Below are 15,328 nucleotides of genomic sequence, written 5' to 3' on the forward strand. Positions count from 1 at the left end.
GTGGGTGCTGCCGACGCGGCCTGCGGGGGAGAGGGGCGAGGGGCGGGGGAGAAGCGCGGCTCCTGGGCGCCGCTCATGAACCGCGCGGCCAGGAGTCCCGCACCGGCGCGCCGCCCTCGACGACGTGCTCTCTCGCACCGGGCAGGGACGTCCAGGCATCGCGGGGCCGGTATCCGAGCTCGAGCTGGGTGTTCGTCATCGACCATCGGCGATTGGGATTGTCGGAGATCGCGTAGTAGAGCCCGAAGCGCACCTCCGCCTCGATCGCGCACCGCACCACCTCGGTGCAGTCCCTCGGGCTGAGCCACATGGCGCGCAGGATGTCCTCCTGGGCGTCGAGCGGGTCCTCGCTGAACCAGCCGATGCGCAGGTTGATCACGTCCAGGCCGTGCTCGTCGTGGTAGAAGCGGCCCAGCGACTCGCCGAAGACCTTCGAGACCCCGTACAGGGAGTCGGCGCGCGGCGGCTGATCGGGGTAGACCGGCCACTGCTCGTGTCGGTCGTACATCCCGAACGCATGGTTCGAGGAGGCCAGCACCACGCGACGCACGCCCGTGCGCCGCGCCCCCTCGAGCACGTTGCGCACCCCGATGATGTTGGCCTCGAGCACGGCGTCCCAGCTCGACTCCGGCGAGGAGGCGCCGGCCATGTGCACGACCGTGTCGACGCCCTCCAGGACCGCCTCCACCTCCTCGAGGTCCGCGAGGTCGGCGACCCTCAGCTCCTGACCCTGTGCCGCCTTGTCCGGGTCGCGCCCGTGGAGGACGAGGTCGTAGTCCTCCGCGAGGGTCCGGGAGAGGTGGGAGCCGATCCCTCCGGTGGCTCCGGTGATCAGCACGCGTCGTCGAGCGGTGTCCTGTGTCATGACCCCAGTATGGGCCGCGCGGGCCCGATCACGCAGGGACGGGGCGAGGATGCTCCGACGCCCGGGCCGCCCGGAGCAGCGCTTCCACGACCTGCACCGTCGCCGGGTTCTGCTCGGCGCCGGGGCGCTGCACGAGCAGCAGCGTGGTGGTGCGCGGGCGCTCAGGCTCCTCGAGCCGCACCAGCTCGCCCGAGGCGAGTTCCGCCTCGCACAGCGAGCGCGGCAGCACCGAGTACCCGGCGCCCGCCCGCACCGCCGCGATCACGGCGTGCAGGGACGGCACCGTCATCGCCGGCCCCACCGCGGGATGCTGCTTGCCGTACTGGGTGCGCCAGTAGCGGCGCACCACCGGCATGTCGTCGGCCGTGGACACCAGCGGCACCGCCTCGAGCGCCGCACACACCGGCACGCCCTCCGCACGGGAGCCCACGCGGGCGGCCCAGTCCGGGGTCGCGACCAGCAGATGCTCCTCCTGCGCCAACGGCGTCACCGCGAGCGCTCTGCCGCGCGGGCGCTGCGTCGAGATCAGCAGGTCGTGACGGCCCTCCCGCAGCTGCTCGATCAGCTCCTCGTCCTCCCCGGTCGCCACGTGCACGCGCACGCCGTCGGCCACGAGCGGAGCGAGCGCCGGGAGCACCCGGGCGCACAGCAGCTCCGGCGGCCCGGCCAGGTGCACCGGAGCGGTGCGGCCGTCGATCTCGCAGTTCCCCGTCGCGACCAGGTCCAGATCGTCCAGCGGGGCCGCGATCCGCTCGGCGAGCTCCCGGGCGAAGGCGGTGGGCTCGACGCCGCGCGGCAGGCGCTGGAAGAGCTGGCGTCCCAGCTGGACCTCGAGTGCGCGGATCTGCGAGGTGACCGTCGGCTGGGTGAGGCCGAGCGCGGGCGCGGCCGCGGTGAACGAGCCGGCGCGCTGCACGGCCAGGAACGTGCGCAGCAGGTTGAGGTCCTGCACGGGGGCGAGAGTGGAGGTCGTCACAGCGGAGAGGCTACGTCTCGCAGTGACCTCGATCCATAGACGGAGGGATACCTCCCATCAGTTCTGCTATTGGTCAGTCCATGGCGGGGCGGTCTAGCGTCCGAGCATCGCCGCGGCACTCCAGCCCATCAGGGCCCGCCAGCACCTCGCGTCCTCGCGGACCGTCGGGCCGGACCGCCGCGGCACGATCCCGTCCACCACGCCCCGGAGGCCCCCATGACGCAGCATCTGCTCGCCCCGATCACCCTGCGCGACCTCACCGTCCGCAACCGCATCTGGGTGCCGCCCATGTGCCAGTACTCCGTCGCCGCCGGCGACGGCGCCGCCACCGACTACCACCTCATGCACTACGGCTCCTTCGCCCGCGGCGGCGCCGGCGCCGTGATCCTCGAGGCCACCGGCGTGGTCCCCGAGGGGCGCATCTCCCCGCAGGACCTCGGCCTGTGGGACGACGCCCAGCGCGAGGCGCTGCGCCCGATCGTCGACCTGATCCACTCCTTCGGCGCGGCGGCCGGGATCCAGCTCGCCCACGCCGGGCGCAAGGCCTCCACCGAGCCCGAGTGGGGCACCCCGCACCCCGGCGCCTCCCTCGCAGGCGCCGACGGCGGCTGGGAGACCGTGGCCCCCTCCGCGATCGCCTACGACCAGCTCACGGAGCCCACCGCCCTGGACGAGGCGGGGATCGACGAGGTCGTCGAGGCGTTCGTCGCCTCCGCCGTGCGCGCCGTCGAGGCGGGCTTCGACCTGATCGAGATCCACGCCGCCCACGGCTACCTGCTGCACGAGTTCCTCTCGCCGCTGAGCAACCAGCGCACCGACTCCTACGGCGGCGAGCTCGCCGGCCGTGCCCGCCTCCTGCTGCGCGTCGTGGACGCGGTGCGCGGCGCTGTCCCCGTCGGCATGCCGCTGCTGGTGCGCATCTCGGCGACCGAGTGGGTCGAGGGCGGCTTCGACCTCGGCCAGGCGACCCAGGTCGTGACCTGGCTCGGCGAGCACGGCGTGGACATGGTCGACGTCTCCTCCGGCGGCAACGCCGTGCTGCCCGAGGGGGCGAGGATCCCCGTCGGCCCCGGCTACCAGACGCCGCTGGCCGCGCACCTGCGCGAGCACACGGAGGTGCCGGTCTCCGCGGTCGGCATGCTCGATACGCCCTTCCAGGCCGAGCACGTCCTCGCCACCGGGCAGGCCGACGCGGTGCGCGTGGGCCGCGCCTTCCTGCGCGAGCCGAACTGGGGCCTGGACGCCGCCCTCGCCCTGCGGGGCGACGGCGAGATCATCCCGCCGCAGTACCGTCGCGCCTTCCGCCAGGCCCTGCACCGCGGCTGAGCGGCTCAGCCTGCCGTGCTGCCCGTCGGCGGCGCGGCAGGCCCGGGCCTGCCGGGGAACAGGCCGCTGCCTCCGCCGGGCGCGGCCTGCGGGCGGATCTCGCTGCGCAGCCGCTCCATCCGCTGGTCGAGCTCGTCCGCGACCCGGGCCGCGTCGTCGAGCTCGGCCTGCAGCGCGGGCGGGAGGTTCTTCTCGTACTTGTAGGAGAGCTTGTGCTCGGTGCTGGCCCAGAAGTCCATCGCGATCGTGCGGATCTGCAGCTCGACGGGCACCTGCTCCACATGGGTGGAGAGATAGACCGGCACCTGCACGATCAGGTGCAGGGAGCGGTAGCCGTTGGGCTTCGGGGAGGCGATGTAGTCCTTGACCGTGAGCACCTCGAGATCGCCCTGGGCGGCGAGGATGTCCGCGATCCAGTAGGCGTCCGCGACGAAGCTGGTGGTGATGCGGATGCCGGCGATGTCGTGGATCCGCTCGCGGATCGCGCGCACCGTCATCTCGCCCTCGGTGCGCAGCGCCTTCTCCATCAGGGACTCCACCGACTTCAGCCGCGTGCGCACGTGCTCGATGGGGGAGTAGTCGTGCATCTGCTCGAACTCCTTGCGGAGGACCTCCACCTTCGTCAGCACCTCGTCGATGCCGAACTGGTAGTGCATCCGCAGCGCGATGAACTCCTCGTACACCTGCCGCAGCCCCGCGGTGATCTCCTCCTGCTCCGCCGGGGTGGGCATGCGGCCCTCGGCGCGCGCGGTGACCAGCTCGCGGACCCTGCGCTCGGCGGGGTCCTGCGGTGACGGTGCTGCGTCCATGCGTCGACTCTCCTCGCGGATGCGGGTGCGGAGAGCCAATCCTGCCAGGGAGCCCTGGGTGTGATGTGGACGCGCACCGCCGACGGACGCGACAGGCCCCGGGGGCCGGGCCGGCGTCCGAGCCGACGAGCCGGCGCCCGTCAGGCTCCGGGCTCAGGCTCGCCGCTCCCGCTCCCGCCACCACGCGGCGGTCTCCACCAGGGAGTTGAAGGTGAACACGTGCGGGGCGATCAGGCCCGGCGCCGGCGCGGCCTCGAGCGCATCAGCCGCCGGCGGCGGCCTCCCCGGCGAGCGCCGCGACATCGGCCTTCGGCTGGTCCTTGGCCGGGTCGATGAACGGCTTCGGCGCCACGACCGCGCCCACCGGCGGGACGGTCGAAGCGCCGCACCCCAGCAGAGGCCTACGCCGCGACATCGAAAGCCCACCCCGCCCCGCACTCGAAGCCTGGCGGGTACACGATCCGCGCCGACCGCGTCGATCAGGACGGCAAAGTCTCCCTCCGTCACCCCGGAACGATGCGCCATCTCGGCATCGGCCGCGCCCACGAAGGACGACCCGTCCGACTACTCATCGACCACGACGACGTCCTCGGCTCCGGCACCGTCCTCGCCGAGTTCACCATCGACCACACCCGCGGCTACCAGCCAAAGAAGCAGGGCCCCGGAGAAAACCGGGGCCCTGCTTCGTGAACGATGTCCCGAGGCATCTGCGAACGATGTCCCGAGACTTCACATGGGGTGGACGACGGGACTTGAACCCGCGACCACCGCGACCACAACGCGGTGCTCTACCAACTGAGCTACGCCCACCATGTGCGACCTGACGGCCTGCAACGAGAGTTAAGCATACCTGCTCCTCGGGGTGGTTTCCTCACGTGAGCGGGTGCCAGCGGTGTGAGACGCATTGCATCGGCCTCCGGGCTCGTGCTGGGCCCACGTTGTCCAGTCGCGGTCGGCGGGGAGACACTGACCCCATGATCGTCGCCTTCTCCGTCCAGCCCACCGGCACGCCCTCCGACCCGGCCCTCGCCCGCGACCTCGAGGAAGGGGCCGACGCCGCGAGCGTGCACGACGCCGTCGCCGCCGCGGTGCGGGTCGTGCGCGACTCCGGCCTGCCCACCCGCACCTCCTCGATGTTCACCGAGATCGAGGGGGAGTGGGGAGAGGTCATGGAGGTCGTGCGGCGCGCGACCGAGGAGGCGGGCCGCTACGGCTCGCGCGTCTCGCTCGTGCTCAAGGCCGACATCCGCCCCGGCCACGACGGCGAGCTCGACGGGAAGGTCGAGCGCATGGAGGCCGCCGTCGAGCGGCTCGAGCGGAGCTGAACCCCGAGTCCTTCATCAGCGCGGCCCGAGCCGCCCCGGACATGACGACGCCGCCGGTGCAGCACCGGCGGCGTCGTCATGTCACGGGCGGGGACACCTGCTCAGAGGTCGCTGTCCAGCAGCCCGTCGCGCAGCGCTGCCGACAGCGCCGGGGCGAGGGGCAGGCGCGGGATCAGCACGCACTGCAGCGCGTGGTAGATGTCGGGCTTGCCCGGCCAGGTCAGGCCCTGCGGCTCGTTGTCGGCATCGAGCTCGTGGAACCACGAGCCCTCCTCGGGATCGAGCAGATAGGTGGAGATGTACTCCCACCACTGCTCGTAGCGCTCGGCCCAGACGCGGTCCCCGGTCACCCGGTGCATCACGGCGGCCGCGGCGACGGCCTCCGCCGCCACCCAGTGCATCCGCTCGGAGGAGACGGGCGCGCCGTCCCAGTCCACGGTGTAGACCCAGCCGGGCTTCCCGTCGGCCCCGAAGGCCGCGGCGGACTTCTCCATCAGCGCGGTCGCGGCCTCGAGCATCCACGCGGGCGCCTCGCCGTCCAGCGTGATCAGCGCCGCGCGGGCCTGGAGCACCAGGCGCGCCCACTCGATCCAGTGCCCGATCGTGGCGCCGTAGGGGCGGAAGGGGTGGGCGGGCTGGTCCTTGTTGTAGTCCAGCAGCGGGGTCCAGTCGACATCGAAGTGCTCCGGCAGCGCCCAGTCGTTGGCGCGCGCGAACTCGTCGATCGCCCGGGTCGCGATGCCGACGGCACGGTCCAGCCAGCGCCGCTGCCCGGTCACGTCGGCCGCGGCCAGCAGCGCCTCGACCGTGTGCATGTTCGCGTTGATCCCGCGGTATTCCTCGCACTCGGAGAAGCTGCGGTCGAAGGTGTCCACGCTCATCCCGGAGCGCTCGTCGAAGAACTTCTCATCGAGCACAGCGAGCGCCTCGTCCAGCAGCTGCTTCGCACCGGGCCGGCCGGCGGCGGTCGCGGAGGAGGCGGCGAGGACCACGAAGGCGTGGGCGTAGGCCTGCTTGGAGTCGTCCACGGTGCGGCCATCGGCGACCGAGGCGAACCAGCCGCCGTGCTCGTCGTCGTGGAAGACGCCGCGCAGCGAGGCGATGCCGTGGTCGGCGAAGCGGCCGAAGTCCGGGCGGCCCAGCAGGTGGCCGAGCGCGAAGGCGTGCGTCATCCGGCAGGTGATCCACAGCTCGGAGGGGCGGGCGAGGTCCGGGGCGCCGGTCTCGTCCAGCCAGGCGAAGCCGCCGTCCTCCCGCACCGACTCGGAGCCGAAGACGAGCAGCTCGTCGGCCTCGCCCTCGAGCCAGCTGCGGTGCGAGGCGCGGTCCAGCCAGGGCACGTGCGGAGCGGGCGCGGGCAGGGCCGGAGCGGTCTCGGCGTCCTCGCGCAGCTCGAAGCGACGCGCGGCATCCTGGGCCTGTGCGGTGGTGGGGCCGGGCTCGGAGGCCAGCAGCACCTCGCGGTAATACTTCAGCTCCTGGATCGACTCGCGGATGTCGGCGAGGGCGCGGTGGCCGCCGTGCTTGGCGGGGATGTTGTAGTACACCCGCGGGAACCAGCGCTTGGCCAGCTCCTTCAGGCTCGAGACGTCGATGGTGCGATAGGAGAGCCAGGCGGCGAACTCGGGCACGTCGCGGTCCAGGAACACGCGGTCGGTGCCGACGCTGTTGCCCGCCAGCGGTGCCTTGCCCGGCTCGGGGCAGTGCTCCTTGACGTAGGCGAGGCACTGCGCCTCCGCCTCGGCGAGGGTCATGCCGCCGTCGAGCTCCTCGAGCAGTCCGGAGACGGTGTGCATGTTCACCACGAAGGGATCCATGCCCTGCAGCGCCTCGGCCGGGGGCCTGATCACGACGTCCACGCCGTCCCCGAGGATGTTCAGATCGGCGTCGGTCACGAGGACGGCGATCTCGACCAGCGCATCACGCTGCTTGTCGAGCCCGGTCATCTCGCAGTCGACCCAGATGATGCGGTCGTTGATGGCACGAGTGGAGCTGGAGGTCACCGGACAACAGTAGCGCGAGGCCCGATGCCCCGGGCGGCCTCCGGGGAGGGGTGGGGACGAGCGCGCCGTCCCCGGGTAGTTACCCTGAGGTCATCTGGTGTCGACGACGAGCCGACGAGAGCCCCGGGAGGGATCCGCCATGAACATGTACCTCCGCCTGCTGCTGTTCCTGCTGCGAGTGCGCGCGAAGTCCCCGCTCGGCATCTGGGACACCTCTCGTGCGAGCTTCCGCGTGAACCCGGCCGACCTCGACGTGCAGCGCCACATGAACAACGGCCGGTACCTCTCGATCATGGACCTCGGCCGCATGGACCTCATGCTCCGCTCCGGCTTCTGGAAGCGGATCACCGACGCCGGCTGGTACCCGGTGGTCGCCGGGCAGACCATCACCTACCGCCGCTCTCTCACCCTCGGGCAGAGGTTCGAGCTCGCCACCCGCGTGATCGGGTACGACGAGCGCTGGATCTACATGGAGCAGGTGTTCCGCCGCGGCGACACCGTCATCGCCGACGCGATCGTCCGCGCCCGCTTCCTGCGCAGCTCCGGCGGGTCGGTCGACGTGCAGGAGGTGCTGGACCTGGTCGGGCAGTCGCCCGCGGACCTCATGCTGCCGGACTGGGTGGAGACCTGGAACCGCGAGTCCTCCGCGCACAGCCGGTCACTGGGGGAGCGGTGCCGCGGCCGCTGAGCTCTCGTCGGCCCGACGCGGCGGACTGCACGGATGACGGCCTGTGACAGGAGGGCGTGACGAGCGCTCGGCCCGTCCCTACGGTGGCGCCATGACACTCTCCGACACCACCACCGACACCGTCTCCCTCACCACCGCGACCTCCGTCTCCGCCGCCGACCTCGCCGACAGCGCCGCCGCCCGCGCCGACCGCCTCGATGCGGCGGGCACCGCCTGGGGCGAGCGCATCGACGCCCGCCGAGACTCCGCACAGCTCACCTACACCGTCACCGGCCAGGGCGTCGGCGCCGTCGCGAGCACGCTCCGCGCCGGCCGCCACGAGTTCGCCGTGGACGAGCCCGCCGCCCTCGCGGGCGACGATCTCGCCGCGAGCCCCGTCGAGGTCGCGCTCGGCGCCCTGATCTCCTGCCAGGTCGTGGTCTACCGGCTCTACGCGCACGCGCTCGGCATCCAGGTCGACGACATCGACGTCACCGCGGAGGGAGACCTCGACGCGGCGCGGCTCTTCGGCAAGGACGAGTCCGTGCGGGCCGGGTTCGGGGACGTGCGCCTGCGCGTCCGCCTCACCGGACCGGAGAGCGCCGAGCGCTACGAGGAGCTCCGCGCGGCCGTCGACGCCCACTGCCCCGTCCTGGACCTCTTCCAGAACCCGACGCCCGTCACCACCCGCGTCGAGGTCGCCGCCGGCTGACCTCGACCGCGTCGGGCGCCCGGCCCGCAGTGCCGGATCGGTGTCGCGGAGGGGGATATCCGGCGCGACGGACAGCAGCCGGATCCGGTCGGGAACGGAGCATCTCCGCGCGCGCCGCCTCGGCCTGGACGACGTAGATCCTGCCGGTGCGGGACATGCCCACACCCCTCCCGCGTCCGTCGGTCGGCTCGACGGCACGGGCGCGCCCTGCCTCGAGGCCGCGGCTCCGCGGCACGCTCCGCCAGGGGAGGCGGGGTCACTCCAGTGCCGCGGAGCGCCGCCTGACCTCCTCCACCAGGCTGATCACCAGCAGGACCACCACGACAGCCAGCAGGACCCACTGCTCGTACGGGATCGCGAGCATGCCGGCGACCCCGAGCGCGGCGAGATAGACGATGTGCAGCACCTTCAGCGGCACGCCCAGCAGGCGCGCGCCGAAGGGGGTGCGGGCGAGTCGCAGGAGGAGCAGCAGCGCGATCGCGCCGAAGCTCAGCACCTTGAGGATCATCGGCGGCCTCTCGAAGGCGGTGCGGGGCTATGAGCGCCCCCAGCAGGACTCGAACCTGCAACCTACGGATTAGAAGGCCGTTGCTCTATCCATTGAGCTATGGAGGCTGACGGCGCACGAGTCTACCGACGCTGCGGCGCCGCCACGGCCAGGAACGCAGTCCGTCTCAGCGACGTCGGCCACGCCGCGGGGCCGCCGACGGGGCCGGCGCGCCGGGTCCGGCCTGGCAGCGGGGGCAGAACCACAGCACCCGTGCCTCGGTGCCCTCGAGCCGCGGTTCGGCGAGCTCGTCGCGCTGGATGCGGGTGCGGCAGCGGCGGCACTGCTTCCCGCCGCGGCCGTAGACCCACAGGTCCCCGTCCCGGCCGAGCATCCCGCCGGTGGTCACCCGCACCTCCCGGTCCCGGTTCAGCTCGAGCAGGCGATGGGCGAGGTCGACGAGCGCGCCGGGGTCCTTCTCCGCGGAGACGGGAGCGGCGGGGTGGAGCCGGCGCAGGAAGCACAGCTCGCTGCGGTAGATGTTCCCGATCCCGGCCATGATGTGCTGGTCCAGCATCGCGAGGCCGATCGGTCGCTCCGGCTCGGCAGCGAGGTTCGCAAGCGCTCTCTCGCGCAGGAAAGGGTCCTCGTCCCAGGCGGGATCGAGCAGGTCCGGGCCGAGGCTGCCCAGCAGCTGCTCCTCGTCGGCCGTGCGCAGGAGCTTCACCTGCTTCACGTCGTAGGCGATCGCCCGCATCTCACGCCCGTCCTCGTGCCGGGCCTCGAGCGCGATGCGGATCGTGGACGGGTCTCGAGGCCCGGCGCTGGTGTCGCTCGAGCGCAGGGCCCTGCCGTCCACGTGCCAGATCCCGTCCATCATCAGATGGCTGTGCAGGGTCATCGGCGGCGCACCGGGCACTGGCGGGACGAGCCGGATCAACAGGTGCTTGCCCCGCGGGCGCACCTCGTGGACTCTCCAGCCGACGAGGTCCGCGGTCGCCGCGCGCGGGACCCGGAGGTCGCAGACGGTGAGCACGGCGCCGGCGAGCGCGTCGTGGAGGATCCGGCACTGACGCGCGACGGTGTCGCCCTCGGGCATCAGCGATCACCCGCCCGCAGTCGCAGCGAGCGCGGTGAGCGGTAGCAGCCGGCCTCCGCGAGTGCGGCCGTGATCGCCGCGACCGGCTCGGTGTCGATCCCGTGCCCGTCGATCCGCTCGATCCGCAGCTGCGGCAGGCGGGAGTCCTCGGCGATCGCGCGGACGAGCTGGGCGGCGGCCTCGGGCGTCGCCTCCTCCTCCGCCCACCACAGCAGGTGCTTGCCGCCCTTGTCGACATAGGCCTGGACGTGCCCGTCCCGCAGCAGCACGAGCGCACCGGCGCGGCGGGCGGGCCGCGCGGTGACCCCCTCGGGCGGCGTGATCGACAGGGCCGGCCAGGGGAGCGCCGCGCCGTAGGGGTTCGCCGGATCGGTCGCGGCGAGCGCGACGGCGACCGCCTCGGCCGACGGGCCGGCCCCGGCGCCGTCGGGCCCCTCGACGTCGCGTCCGGCCTCGGCCTCCCGGTCCCGGTCGCGCAGCAGGTCCACCGCCTCGGCGGGCGCGAACTGGGAGGCCCCGAGCCCGTCGACGAAGTAGCCGCGGCGGCAGCTGCCGTTCTCCTCGAGGGCGGAGAGCACCCGGTACACCGCGGCGAACCCGCCGGGGACGTCCTCGACGTCCATCGCCCCGCGCGTGACCACGCCGTGGCGGTCCAGCAGCAGCGTCGCGAGCGCCGCGGCACGGGCGGCGGGATCGACCGGTTCGACCCGCACTGCGGACCAGCGTCCCGCGCCGACGGGCCCGGTCACGAGCTCGGAGGGGCTGGACGCGCCCTGGCGCATCATCGCCGCGGAGAGCCGCGCCGCGCCCCGACGTCCCAGGCTGCGCGAGCGTGTCGGGGTGCGGGCCGACGGCGCCTTGGCCGGCCCGCGGCCGTAGGAGCGCAGCGCCTCGAAGGAGTCGTTGGTGACCAGGCCCGTGAAGGCGAGGTCCCACAGCCCCTCGTGCAGGTCCTGCGGCCGCGCCGCCTCCCCGTCGTCGGCCAGCGCGGTCAGGATCTCCCCGTGCCGCAGCGCGCCCGGGGTGGTGCGCAGCAGGGCGAGGATCCGCGCCGCGAGGGAGCCGTCCGGAAGGGCGTCGGCGGCCGCCTCGAGCGCGTCGGCGTCGAGCCCCAGGGGGAGGGCGTCGGCGAGGTGGAGGCGGATCCAGCCGTCGTCGGCGCCGAGGCGGCCGTGCCCCGTCCACACCAGCTCCCCGCTCGCGAAGGCGGCATCCAGCAGGGCGGGCGTCACCTCCGGCAGCCTCGCCGGCAGCACCTGGGACTCCCAGGCCGACAGCGGCAGCGACACCCCGGCGAGCTGATCCACGACCGAGAGCAGACCGTCCTGCCCGGTCCAGGTGCCGCGCTCCCGTCGGCCGCCGGCGCGGCGCCCCACCAGGTGCTGCCACTGGCCGAGGAAGCGCGCGTAGACGGGCCCCGCGACCGGCGCGATCTCGCGCCTCGAGGCGGCGAGGCTCGCGCGGCGGATGCGGCGCAGCACCTCGACCTCGACCCACTCCTCGCCCTCGCGGCCGGGCGTGAACTCGCCCTGGGACAGGACCCGCTCGGCGGTGAGCTGCTCGAGTGCGGCGCGCGCCACGCCCGGGGCGAGACCGAAGGCCTGCACCGGTGCGTCGGCGAGGAAGGGGCCGCGGCCGCGCGCCCAGCGGGAGAGCAGCTGGGGGACCGCCCGGTCCACCGCGGCCAGGTGCACCTCGGGGATCCCCGGCGGCAGCGCCGTGCCGAGCGCATCGCGCAGCAGGCCGGCGTCCTCGATCGCCGCGAGATGCTCCGCCCCGGCGATCCGCACCGTGAGCACGCGGCGGGACTGCTCGAGCTCGGCGCGGGCCGCGTCGAGGTCGAGACCGTCCGCGGCACGTGCGGCGAGCTGCGCGGGGGTGAGCGGGCCCAGGCGGCGCAGTGCGTCCGCGATCTGCTCGGGCCCGCGCAGCGCCCGCTCCTCGGTCAGGCCCTGCAGGCGCTGCTCGACCTCGGCGATCACCTCGGCATCCAGCAGCTCGCGCAGGCTCACCGTGCCCAGCAGCTCGGCCAGCAGCGACTGGTCCAGCGCGAGCGCGGCGGTGCGGCGCTCGGCCAGCGGCGCATCGGTGTCGTAGAGGAACTGCGCCATGTAGCCGAACAGCAGCGAGCGCGCGAAGGGAGAAGGCGAGGGCGTCTCGACCTCGCGAACCTGCAGGCGACGCCGCCTGACCTGCCCCATCAGCTCGACCAGGGCCGGCAGGTCGTAGACGTCCTGCAGGCACTCCCGCGCCGCCTCGAGCATGATCGGGAAGTCCGGATGCGGCCTGGCCACCTCGAGCAGGTGCGCGGCGCGCTGACGCTGCTGCCACAGCGGCGCCCGCTGGTTCGGGTCACGGCGCGGCAGCAGCAGCGCCCGGGCCGCGCACTCCCGGAACCGGGCGGCGAACAGGGCGGAGGAGCCGACGAGACGGCGCACCTCCTCCTCGATCTCCTCGGGCGTGAACACGAACAGGTCCGCCCCGGGCGGCTGCTCGCCGTGCGGGATGCGCAGCACGATCCCGTCGTCCCCGGCCATCACCTGGCCGTCCAGCCCGTAGCGCTCCTCGACCCGGGCGCCGACGGCGAGGGCCCACGGCCCCGTGATCCGCTGCCCGGCCGCGCAGTGCAGCACCACGCGCCAGTCCCCGAGCTCGTCGAGGAAGCGCTCGACGACGAGCTGGTCCGGTCCCGGCACGGCGCCGGTGACCTGCTGCTGCTCGTCGAGCAGGTCGAGCAGGACGGTGCGCGCGTTGTCATCGAGGCCGAGCCCCGTGAGGCGTTCGTCGGCCTCGGAGCGGGGGAGGGCGGCGAGCCCGGACTGCGCGGCGGAGATCGCCCGGCCGAGGCTCGCGGGCCGCCCGTCCCCGTCGCCGTGCCAGAACGGGATCCGCCCGGTGAGCCCGAAGGCGGGGGAGACCGTGACGCGGGAGGCGGTGATCTCCTCGATGCGCCAGCTGCTGGTCCCCAGCGTGATCACGTCCCCGCGTCGGGACTCGTAGACCATCTCCTCGTCGAGCTCGCCCACGCGCCGTGGCTGGGAATCGCCCTCGGCGGCGACCAGGTGCACGGGGTACAGGCCCCGGTCGGGGATGGTGCCGCCGCTGGTGACCGCGAGACGCTGCGCGCCGGGCCGGGCGGTGAGCGTGCCGGCCTCGCGATCGTGGACGAGCCGCGGCCGCAGCTCGGAGAAGTCGGTGGAGGGATAGCGCCCGGCGAGCAGGTCGATGGTCTGGTCGAAGGCGGAGCGGGGCAGCGCCCGAAAGGGGTGCGCCGAGCGGACCAGGTCGTACCAGGCGTCGACCTGCAGGTCCTCCATCGCGGCGGCGGAGACGGTGTGCTGGGCGAGGACGTCCAGGGCGTTGCGCGGCACCGTCAGCGGCTCGATCCGCCCGGAAACCGCCTCCTGCACCGCGACCGCGGAGCGCAGCACGTCCACCGCATGCAGCGGGTGCAGCGACCCCTCGGAGACCGCGCCGACGTCGTGCCCGGCCCGGCCCACGCGCTGCAGCAGGCTCGAGACCGACATCGGCGCCGCGACCTGCAGCACCAGGTCCACCGCACCCATGTCGATGCCGAGCTCGAGCGAGCTGGTCGCCACCACGCAGCGCAGCGTCCCCGACTTCAGCTGGTCCTCGATCCCGGCCCGGACCTCCTTGGACATCGAGCCGTGGTGGGCGCGGGCGATGTCCTCGACCTCGACGATCTCCTCCGCCTCCCCGTCGGGCCCTGCGGCCGCCTCCGTCGTGACCCGCCTCGCGTGGAGCCGGTTCAGCTTCCCGGTGAGGCGCTCGGCCTGGCTGCGGGAGTTCGTGAACACGATCGTGGAGCGATGGGCGAGGACCTCCTCCAGCACCGCCCGCTCGACATGCGGCCAGATCGTCCCCGAGACGTCCTCGTCGTCGACCGCATCGGCGGGCGGCTCGATCGCCTGCAGGTCCGCGACCGGCAGCGTGATCCGCATGTCCCAGCGCTTGGTCGACGGCGGACGCACCACCACCGCGTCCCGTCCTCGCGCAGAGCCGGTGAGGAAGGCGGCGACCTCCTCGACCGGCTCCACCGTCGCCGACAGTCCGATCCGCTGTGCCGGGGCGGGGAGCATTGCGTCGAGCCGCGCCAGGGACAGCGCCAGGTGCACGCCCCGCTTCGTGCCGGCCACGGCATGGACCTCGTCGAGGATCACCGTGTCCACGCCGCGCAGCGTCTCCCGCGCCTGCGAGGTGAGCATCAGGAACAGCGACTCGGGGGTGGTGATGAGGATGTCCGGCGGATGGGTCGCGAGCCGGCGGCGCTCCGCCGGCGGGGTGTCCCCGGTGCGCACGCCCACGCTCAGCCGGCGCCGAGGCAGGCCGAGTCGCTCGGCCGTGCGCGCGGTGCCCACGAGCGGCGAGGTCAGGTTCCGCTCGACGTCGACGCCGAGCGCCTTCAGCGGCGAGATGTACAGAACGCTCGTCGCGGCAGACGACGGTGTCGGAGAACCGGCCAGTCGGTCGATCGCGCTGAGGAAGGCCGCGAGGGTCTTGCCCGATCCGGTCGGCGCGACCACGAGGGTGTCCTGCCCCTGCGCGATCGCCTCCCACGCCGCGGCCTGCGCCGGGGTGGGCGCCTCGAAGGACTCCTCGAACCACGCCGTCGTGGCAGGGGAGAAGGAGGAGGGCAGGCGCGGACGGGGCGTGGCCATCGCACCATTGTGGACTGCCGCCCCGACACCCGGGCCCGCCGGCCGACCGGGGGACCGTTTCCCGGCCGCCCCCTGCCCCTGCCCAGCGCATCGTGGCAGGATGGATCACACGGCGGGGTCCGCACCGGCTGGTCCCGCGCAGAACTGACGAAGGGATGATCCATATGGCGGAGTACACGCTTCCCGATCTCGATTACGACTACGGCGCGCTGGATCCCTCGATCTCGGGGAAGATCATGGAGCTGCACCACTCCAAGCACCACGCGACCTACGTCAAGGGCGCTAACACGGCGCTGGAGAAGCTCGCCGCGGCGCGTGAGGCCGGGGACTTCTCCACGGTGAACCAGTTCTCGAAGGATCTGGCGTTCAACCTGGGCGGT

Annotated in this window: 12 protein-coding genes, 2 tRNA genes and 1 pseudogene; 6 read left to right on the forward strand and 9 right to left on the reverse strand. The window is 73.3% G+C overall.

Features of this window, described 5'->3' with window-relative positions; all coding sequences use genetic code 11:
• Positions 1 to 73: 73 nt before the first annotated feature.
• Both Y09_RS12935 and Y09_RS12940 read right to left on the reverse strand, forming a co-directional pair.
• Entirely contained in the window at positions 74 to 865 is a 792-nt protein-coding gene (locus tag Y09_RS12935) for an NAD(P)-dependent oxidoreductase (RefSeq protein ID WP_053918095.1), read from the reverse strand.
• A gap of 28 nt (positions 866 to 893) precedes the next feature.
• On the reverse strand, positions 894 to 1,841 hold the full coding sequence (locus Y09_RS12940) for a LysR family transcriptional regulator (protein WP_053918096.1): 948 nt from the start codon (positions 1,839 to 1,841) through the stop codon (positions 894 to 896).
• 216 nt (positions 1,842 to 2,057) lie between these two features.
• Here Y09_RS12940 and Y09_RS12945 point away from each other — a divergent pair, with 216 nt between their 5' ends.
• Positions 2,058 to 3,167, forward strand: a complete 1,110-nt coding sequence (locus Y09_RS12945; RefSeq protein WP_053918097.1) for an NADH:flavin oxidoreductase/NADH oxidase — start codon at positions 2,058 to 2,060, stop codon at positions 3,165 to 3,167.
• Positions 3,168 to 3,172: 5 nt separating this feature from the next.
• On the opposite strand, the gene Y09_RS12950 is transcribed toward Y09_RS12945, so the two are convergent.
• Positions 3,173 to 3,976: a GTP pyrophosphokinase family protein gene (locus tag Y09_RS12950; protein ID WP_053918098.1), complete on the reverse strand. Its 804-nt coding sequence runs from the start codon at positions 3,974 to 3,976 to the stop codon at positions 3,173 to 3,175.
• 516 nt (positions 3,977 to 4,492) lie between these two features.
• Here Y09_RS12950 and Y09_RS17580 point away from each other — a divergent pair.
• The gene (locus Y09_RS17580) at positions 4,493 to 4,666 is read left to right on the forward strand and encodes a hypothetical protein (RefSeq protein WP_159419661.1); all 174 of its coding nucleotides are present in this window, start codon (positions 4,493 to 4,495) and stop codon (positions 4,664 to 4,666) included.
• Between the two features lie 44 nt (positions 4,667 to 4,710).
• Here Y09_RS17580 and Y09_RS12955 read toward each other — a convergent pair.
• Positions 4,711 to 4,786: transfer RNA gene (locus Y09_RS12955), tRNA-His, on the reverse strand.
• 164 nt (positions 4,787 to 4,950) lie between these two features.
• On the opposite strand from Y09_RS12955, the gene Y09_RS12960 reads away from it, so the two are divergent.
• Entirely contained in the window at positions 4,951 to 5,301 is a 351-nt protein-coding gene (locus tag Y09_RS12960) for a thiamine-binding protein (RefSeq protein ID WP_053918099.1), read from the forward strand.
• A gap of 101 nt (positions 5,302 to 5,402) precedes the next feature.
• Here the strand turns inward: Y09_RS12960 and orn are convergent, their stop codons facing one another.
• Positions 5,403 to 7,304: an oligoribonuclease gene (orn, locus tag Y09_RS12965; protein WP_082358835.1), complete on the reverse strand. Its 1,902-nt coding sequence runs from the start codon at positions 7,302 to 7,304 to the stop codon at positions 5,403 to 5,405.
• A 139-nt stretch (positions 7,305 to 7,443) separates the two neighbouring features.
• Here orn and Y09_RS12970 point away from each other — a divergent pair, with 139 nt between their 5' ends.
• Both Y09_RS12970 and Y09_RS18125 read left to right on the forward strand, forming a co-directional pair.
• Entirely contained in the window at positions 7,444 to 7,992 is a 549-nt protein-coding gene (locus tag Y09_RS12970) for an acyl-CoA thioesterase (RefSeq protein ID WP_053918100.1), read from the forward strand.
• Positions 7,993 to 8,083: 91 nt separating this feature from the next.
• Complete coding sequence (locus Y09_RS18125; RefSeq protein ID WP_010549697.1) at positions 8,084 to 8,683, forward strand: OsmC family protein; 600 nt, start codon at positions 8,084 to 8,086, stop codon at positions 8,681 to 8,683.
• Positions 8,684 to 8,939: 256 nt separating this feature from the next.
• Here Y09_RS18125 and Y09_RS12980 read toward each other — a convergent pair whose 3' ends face one another.
• The 4 genes from Y09_RS12980 to Y09_RS12995 form a co-directional block, all read right to left on the reverse strand.
• Positions 8,940 to 9,191, reverse strand: a complete 252-nt coding sequence (locus tag Y09_RS12980; RefSeq protein WP_053918101.1) for a hypothetical protein — start codon at positions 9,189 to 9,191, stop codon at positions 8,940 to 8,942.
• 34 nt (positions 9,192 to 9,225) lie between these two features.
• Positions 9,226 to 9,298: transfer RNA gene (locus Y09_RS12985), tRNA-Arg, on the reverse strand.
• Positions 9,299 to 9,357: 59 nt separating this feature from the next.
• Positions 9,358 to 10,269 (reverse strand): DNA-formamidopyrimidine glycosylase family protein, encoded by a 912-nt coding sequence (locus tag Y09_RS12990; protein WP_053918102.1) that lies wholly within the window; start codon positions 10,267 to 10,269, stop codon positions 9,358 to 9,360.
• Positions 10,269 to 14,948, reverse strand: a complete 4,680-nt coding sequence (locus Y09_RS12995) for an ATP-dependent helicase (RefSeq protein ID WP_053918103.1) — start codon at positions 14,946 to 14,948, stop codon at positions 10,269 to 10,271. Before Y09_RS12995 ends, Y09_RS12990 begins: the two co-directional genes overlap by 1 nt.
• A 164-nt stretch (positions 14,949 to 15,112) precedes the next feature.
• Here Y09_RS12995 and Y09_RS13000 point away from each other — a divergent pair.
• Positions 15,113 to 15,328: pseudogene (locus tag Y09_RS13000) on the forward strand (superoxide dismutase); the annotation flags it as partial.

Source organism: Brachybacterium sp. SW0106-09 (assembly GCF_001293905.1).
GTDB classification, from domain to species: domain Bacteria; phylum Actinomycetota; class Actinomycetes; order Actinomycetales; family Dermabacteraceae; genus Brachybacterium; species Brachybacterium conglomeratum.

What these genes read in the sequence shown, in the direction of transcription:
- Y09_RS18125 (WP_010549697.1), top strand. Translation starts at nt 8,084, where the DNA reads ATGACACTCTCCGACACCACCACCGACACCGTCTCCCTCACCACCGCG.
- Y09_RS12990 (WP_053918102.1), bottom strand. Translation starts at nt 10,269, where the DNA reads ATGCCCGAGGGCGACACCGTCGCGCGTCAGTGCCGGATCCTCCACGAC.
- Y09_RS12945 (WP_053918097.1), top strand. Translation starts at nt 2,058, where the DNA reads ATGACGCAGCATCTGCTCGCCCCGATCACCCTGCGCGACCTCACCGTC.
- Y09_RS12935 (WP_053918095.1), bottom strand. Translation starts at nt 865, where the DNA reads ATGACACAGGACACCGCTCGACGACGCGTGCTGATCACCGGAGCCACC.
- Y09_RS12960 (WP_053918099.1), top strand. Translation starts at nt 4,951, where the DNA reads ATGATCGTCGCCTTCTCCGTCCAGCCCACCGGCACGCCCTCCGACCCG.
- Y09_RS12950 (WP_053918098.1), bottom strand. Translation starts at nt 3,976, where the DNA reads ATGGACGCAGCACCGTCACCGCAGGACCCCGCCGAGCGCAGGGTCCGC.
- Y09_RS12980 (WP_053918101.1), bottom strand. Translation starts at nt 9,191, where the DNA reads ATGATCCTCAAGGTGCTGAGCTTCGGCGCGATCGCGCTGCTGCTCCTC.
- Y09_RS12995 (WP_053918103.1), bottom strand. Translation starts at nt 14,948, where the DNA reads ATGGCCACGCCCCGTCCGCGCCTGCCCTCCTCCTTCTCCCCTGCCACG.
- Y09_RS17580 (WP_159419661.1), top strand. Translation starts at nt 4,493, where the DNA reads ATGCGCCATCTCGGCATCGGCCGCGCCCACGAAGGACGACCCGTCCGA.
- Y09_RS12970 (WP_053918100.1), top strand. Translation starts at nt 7,444, where the DNA reads ATGAACATGTACCTCCGCCTGCTGCTGTTCCTGCTGCGAGTGCGCGCG.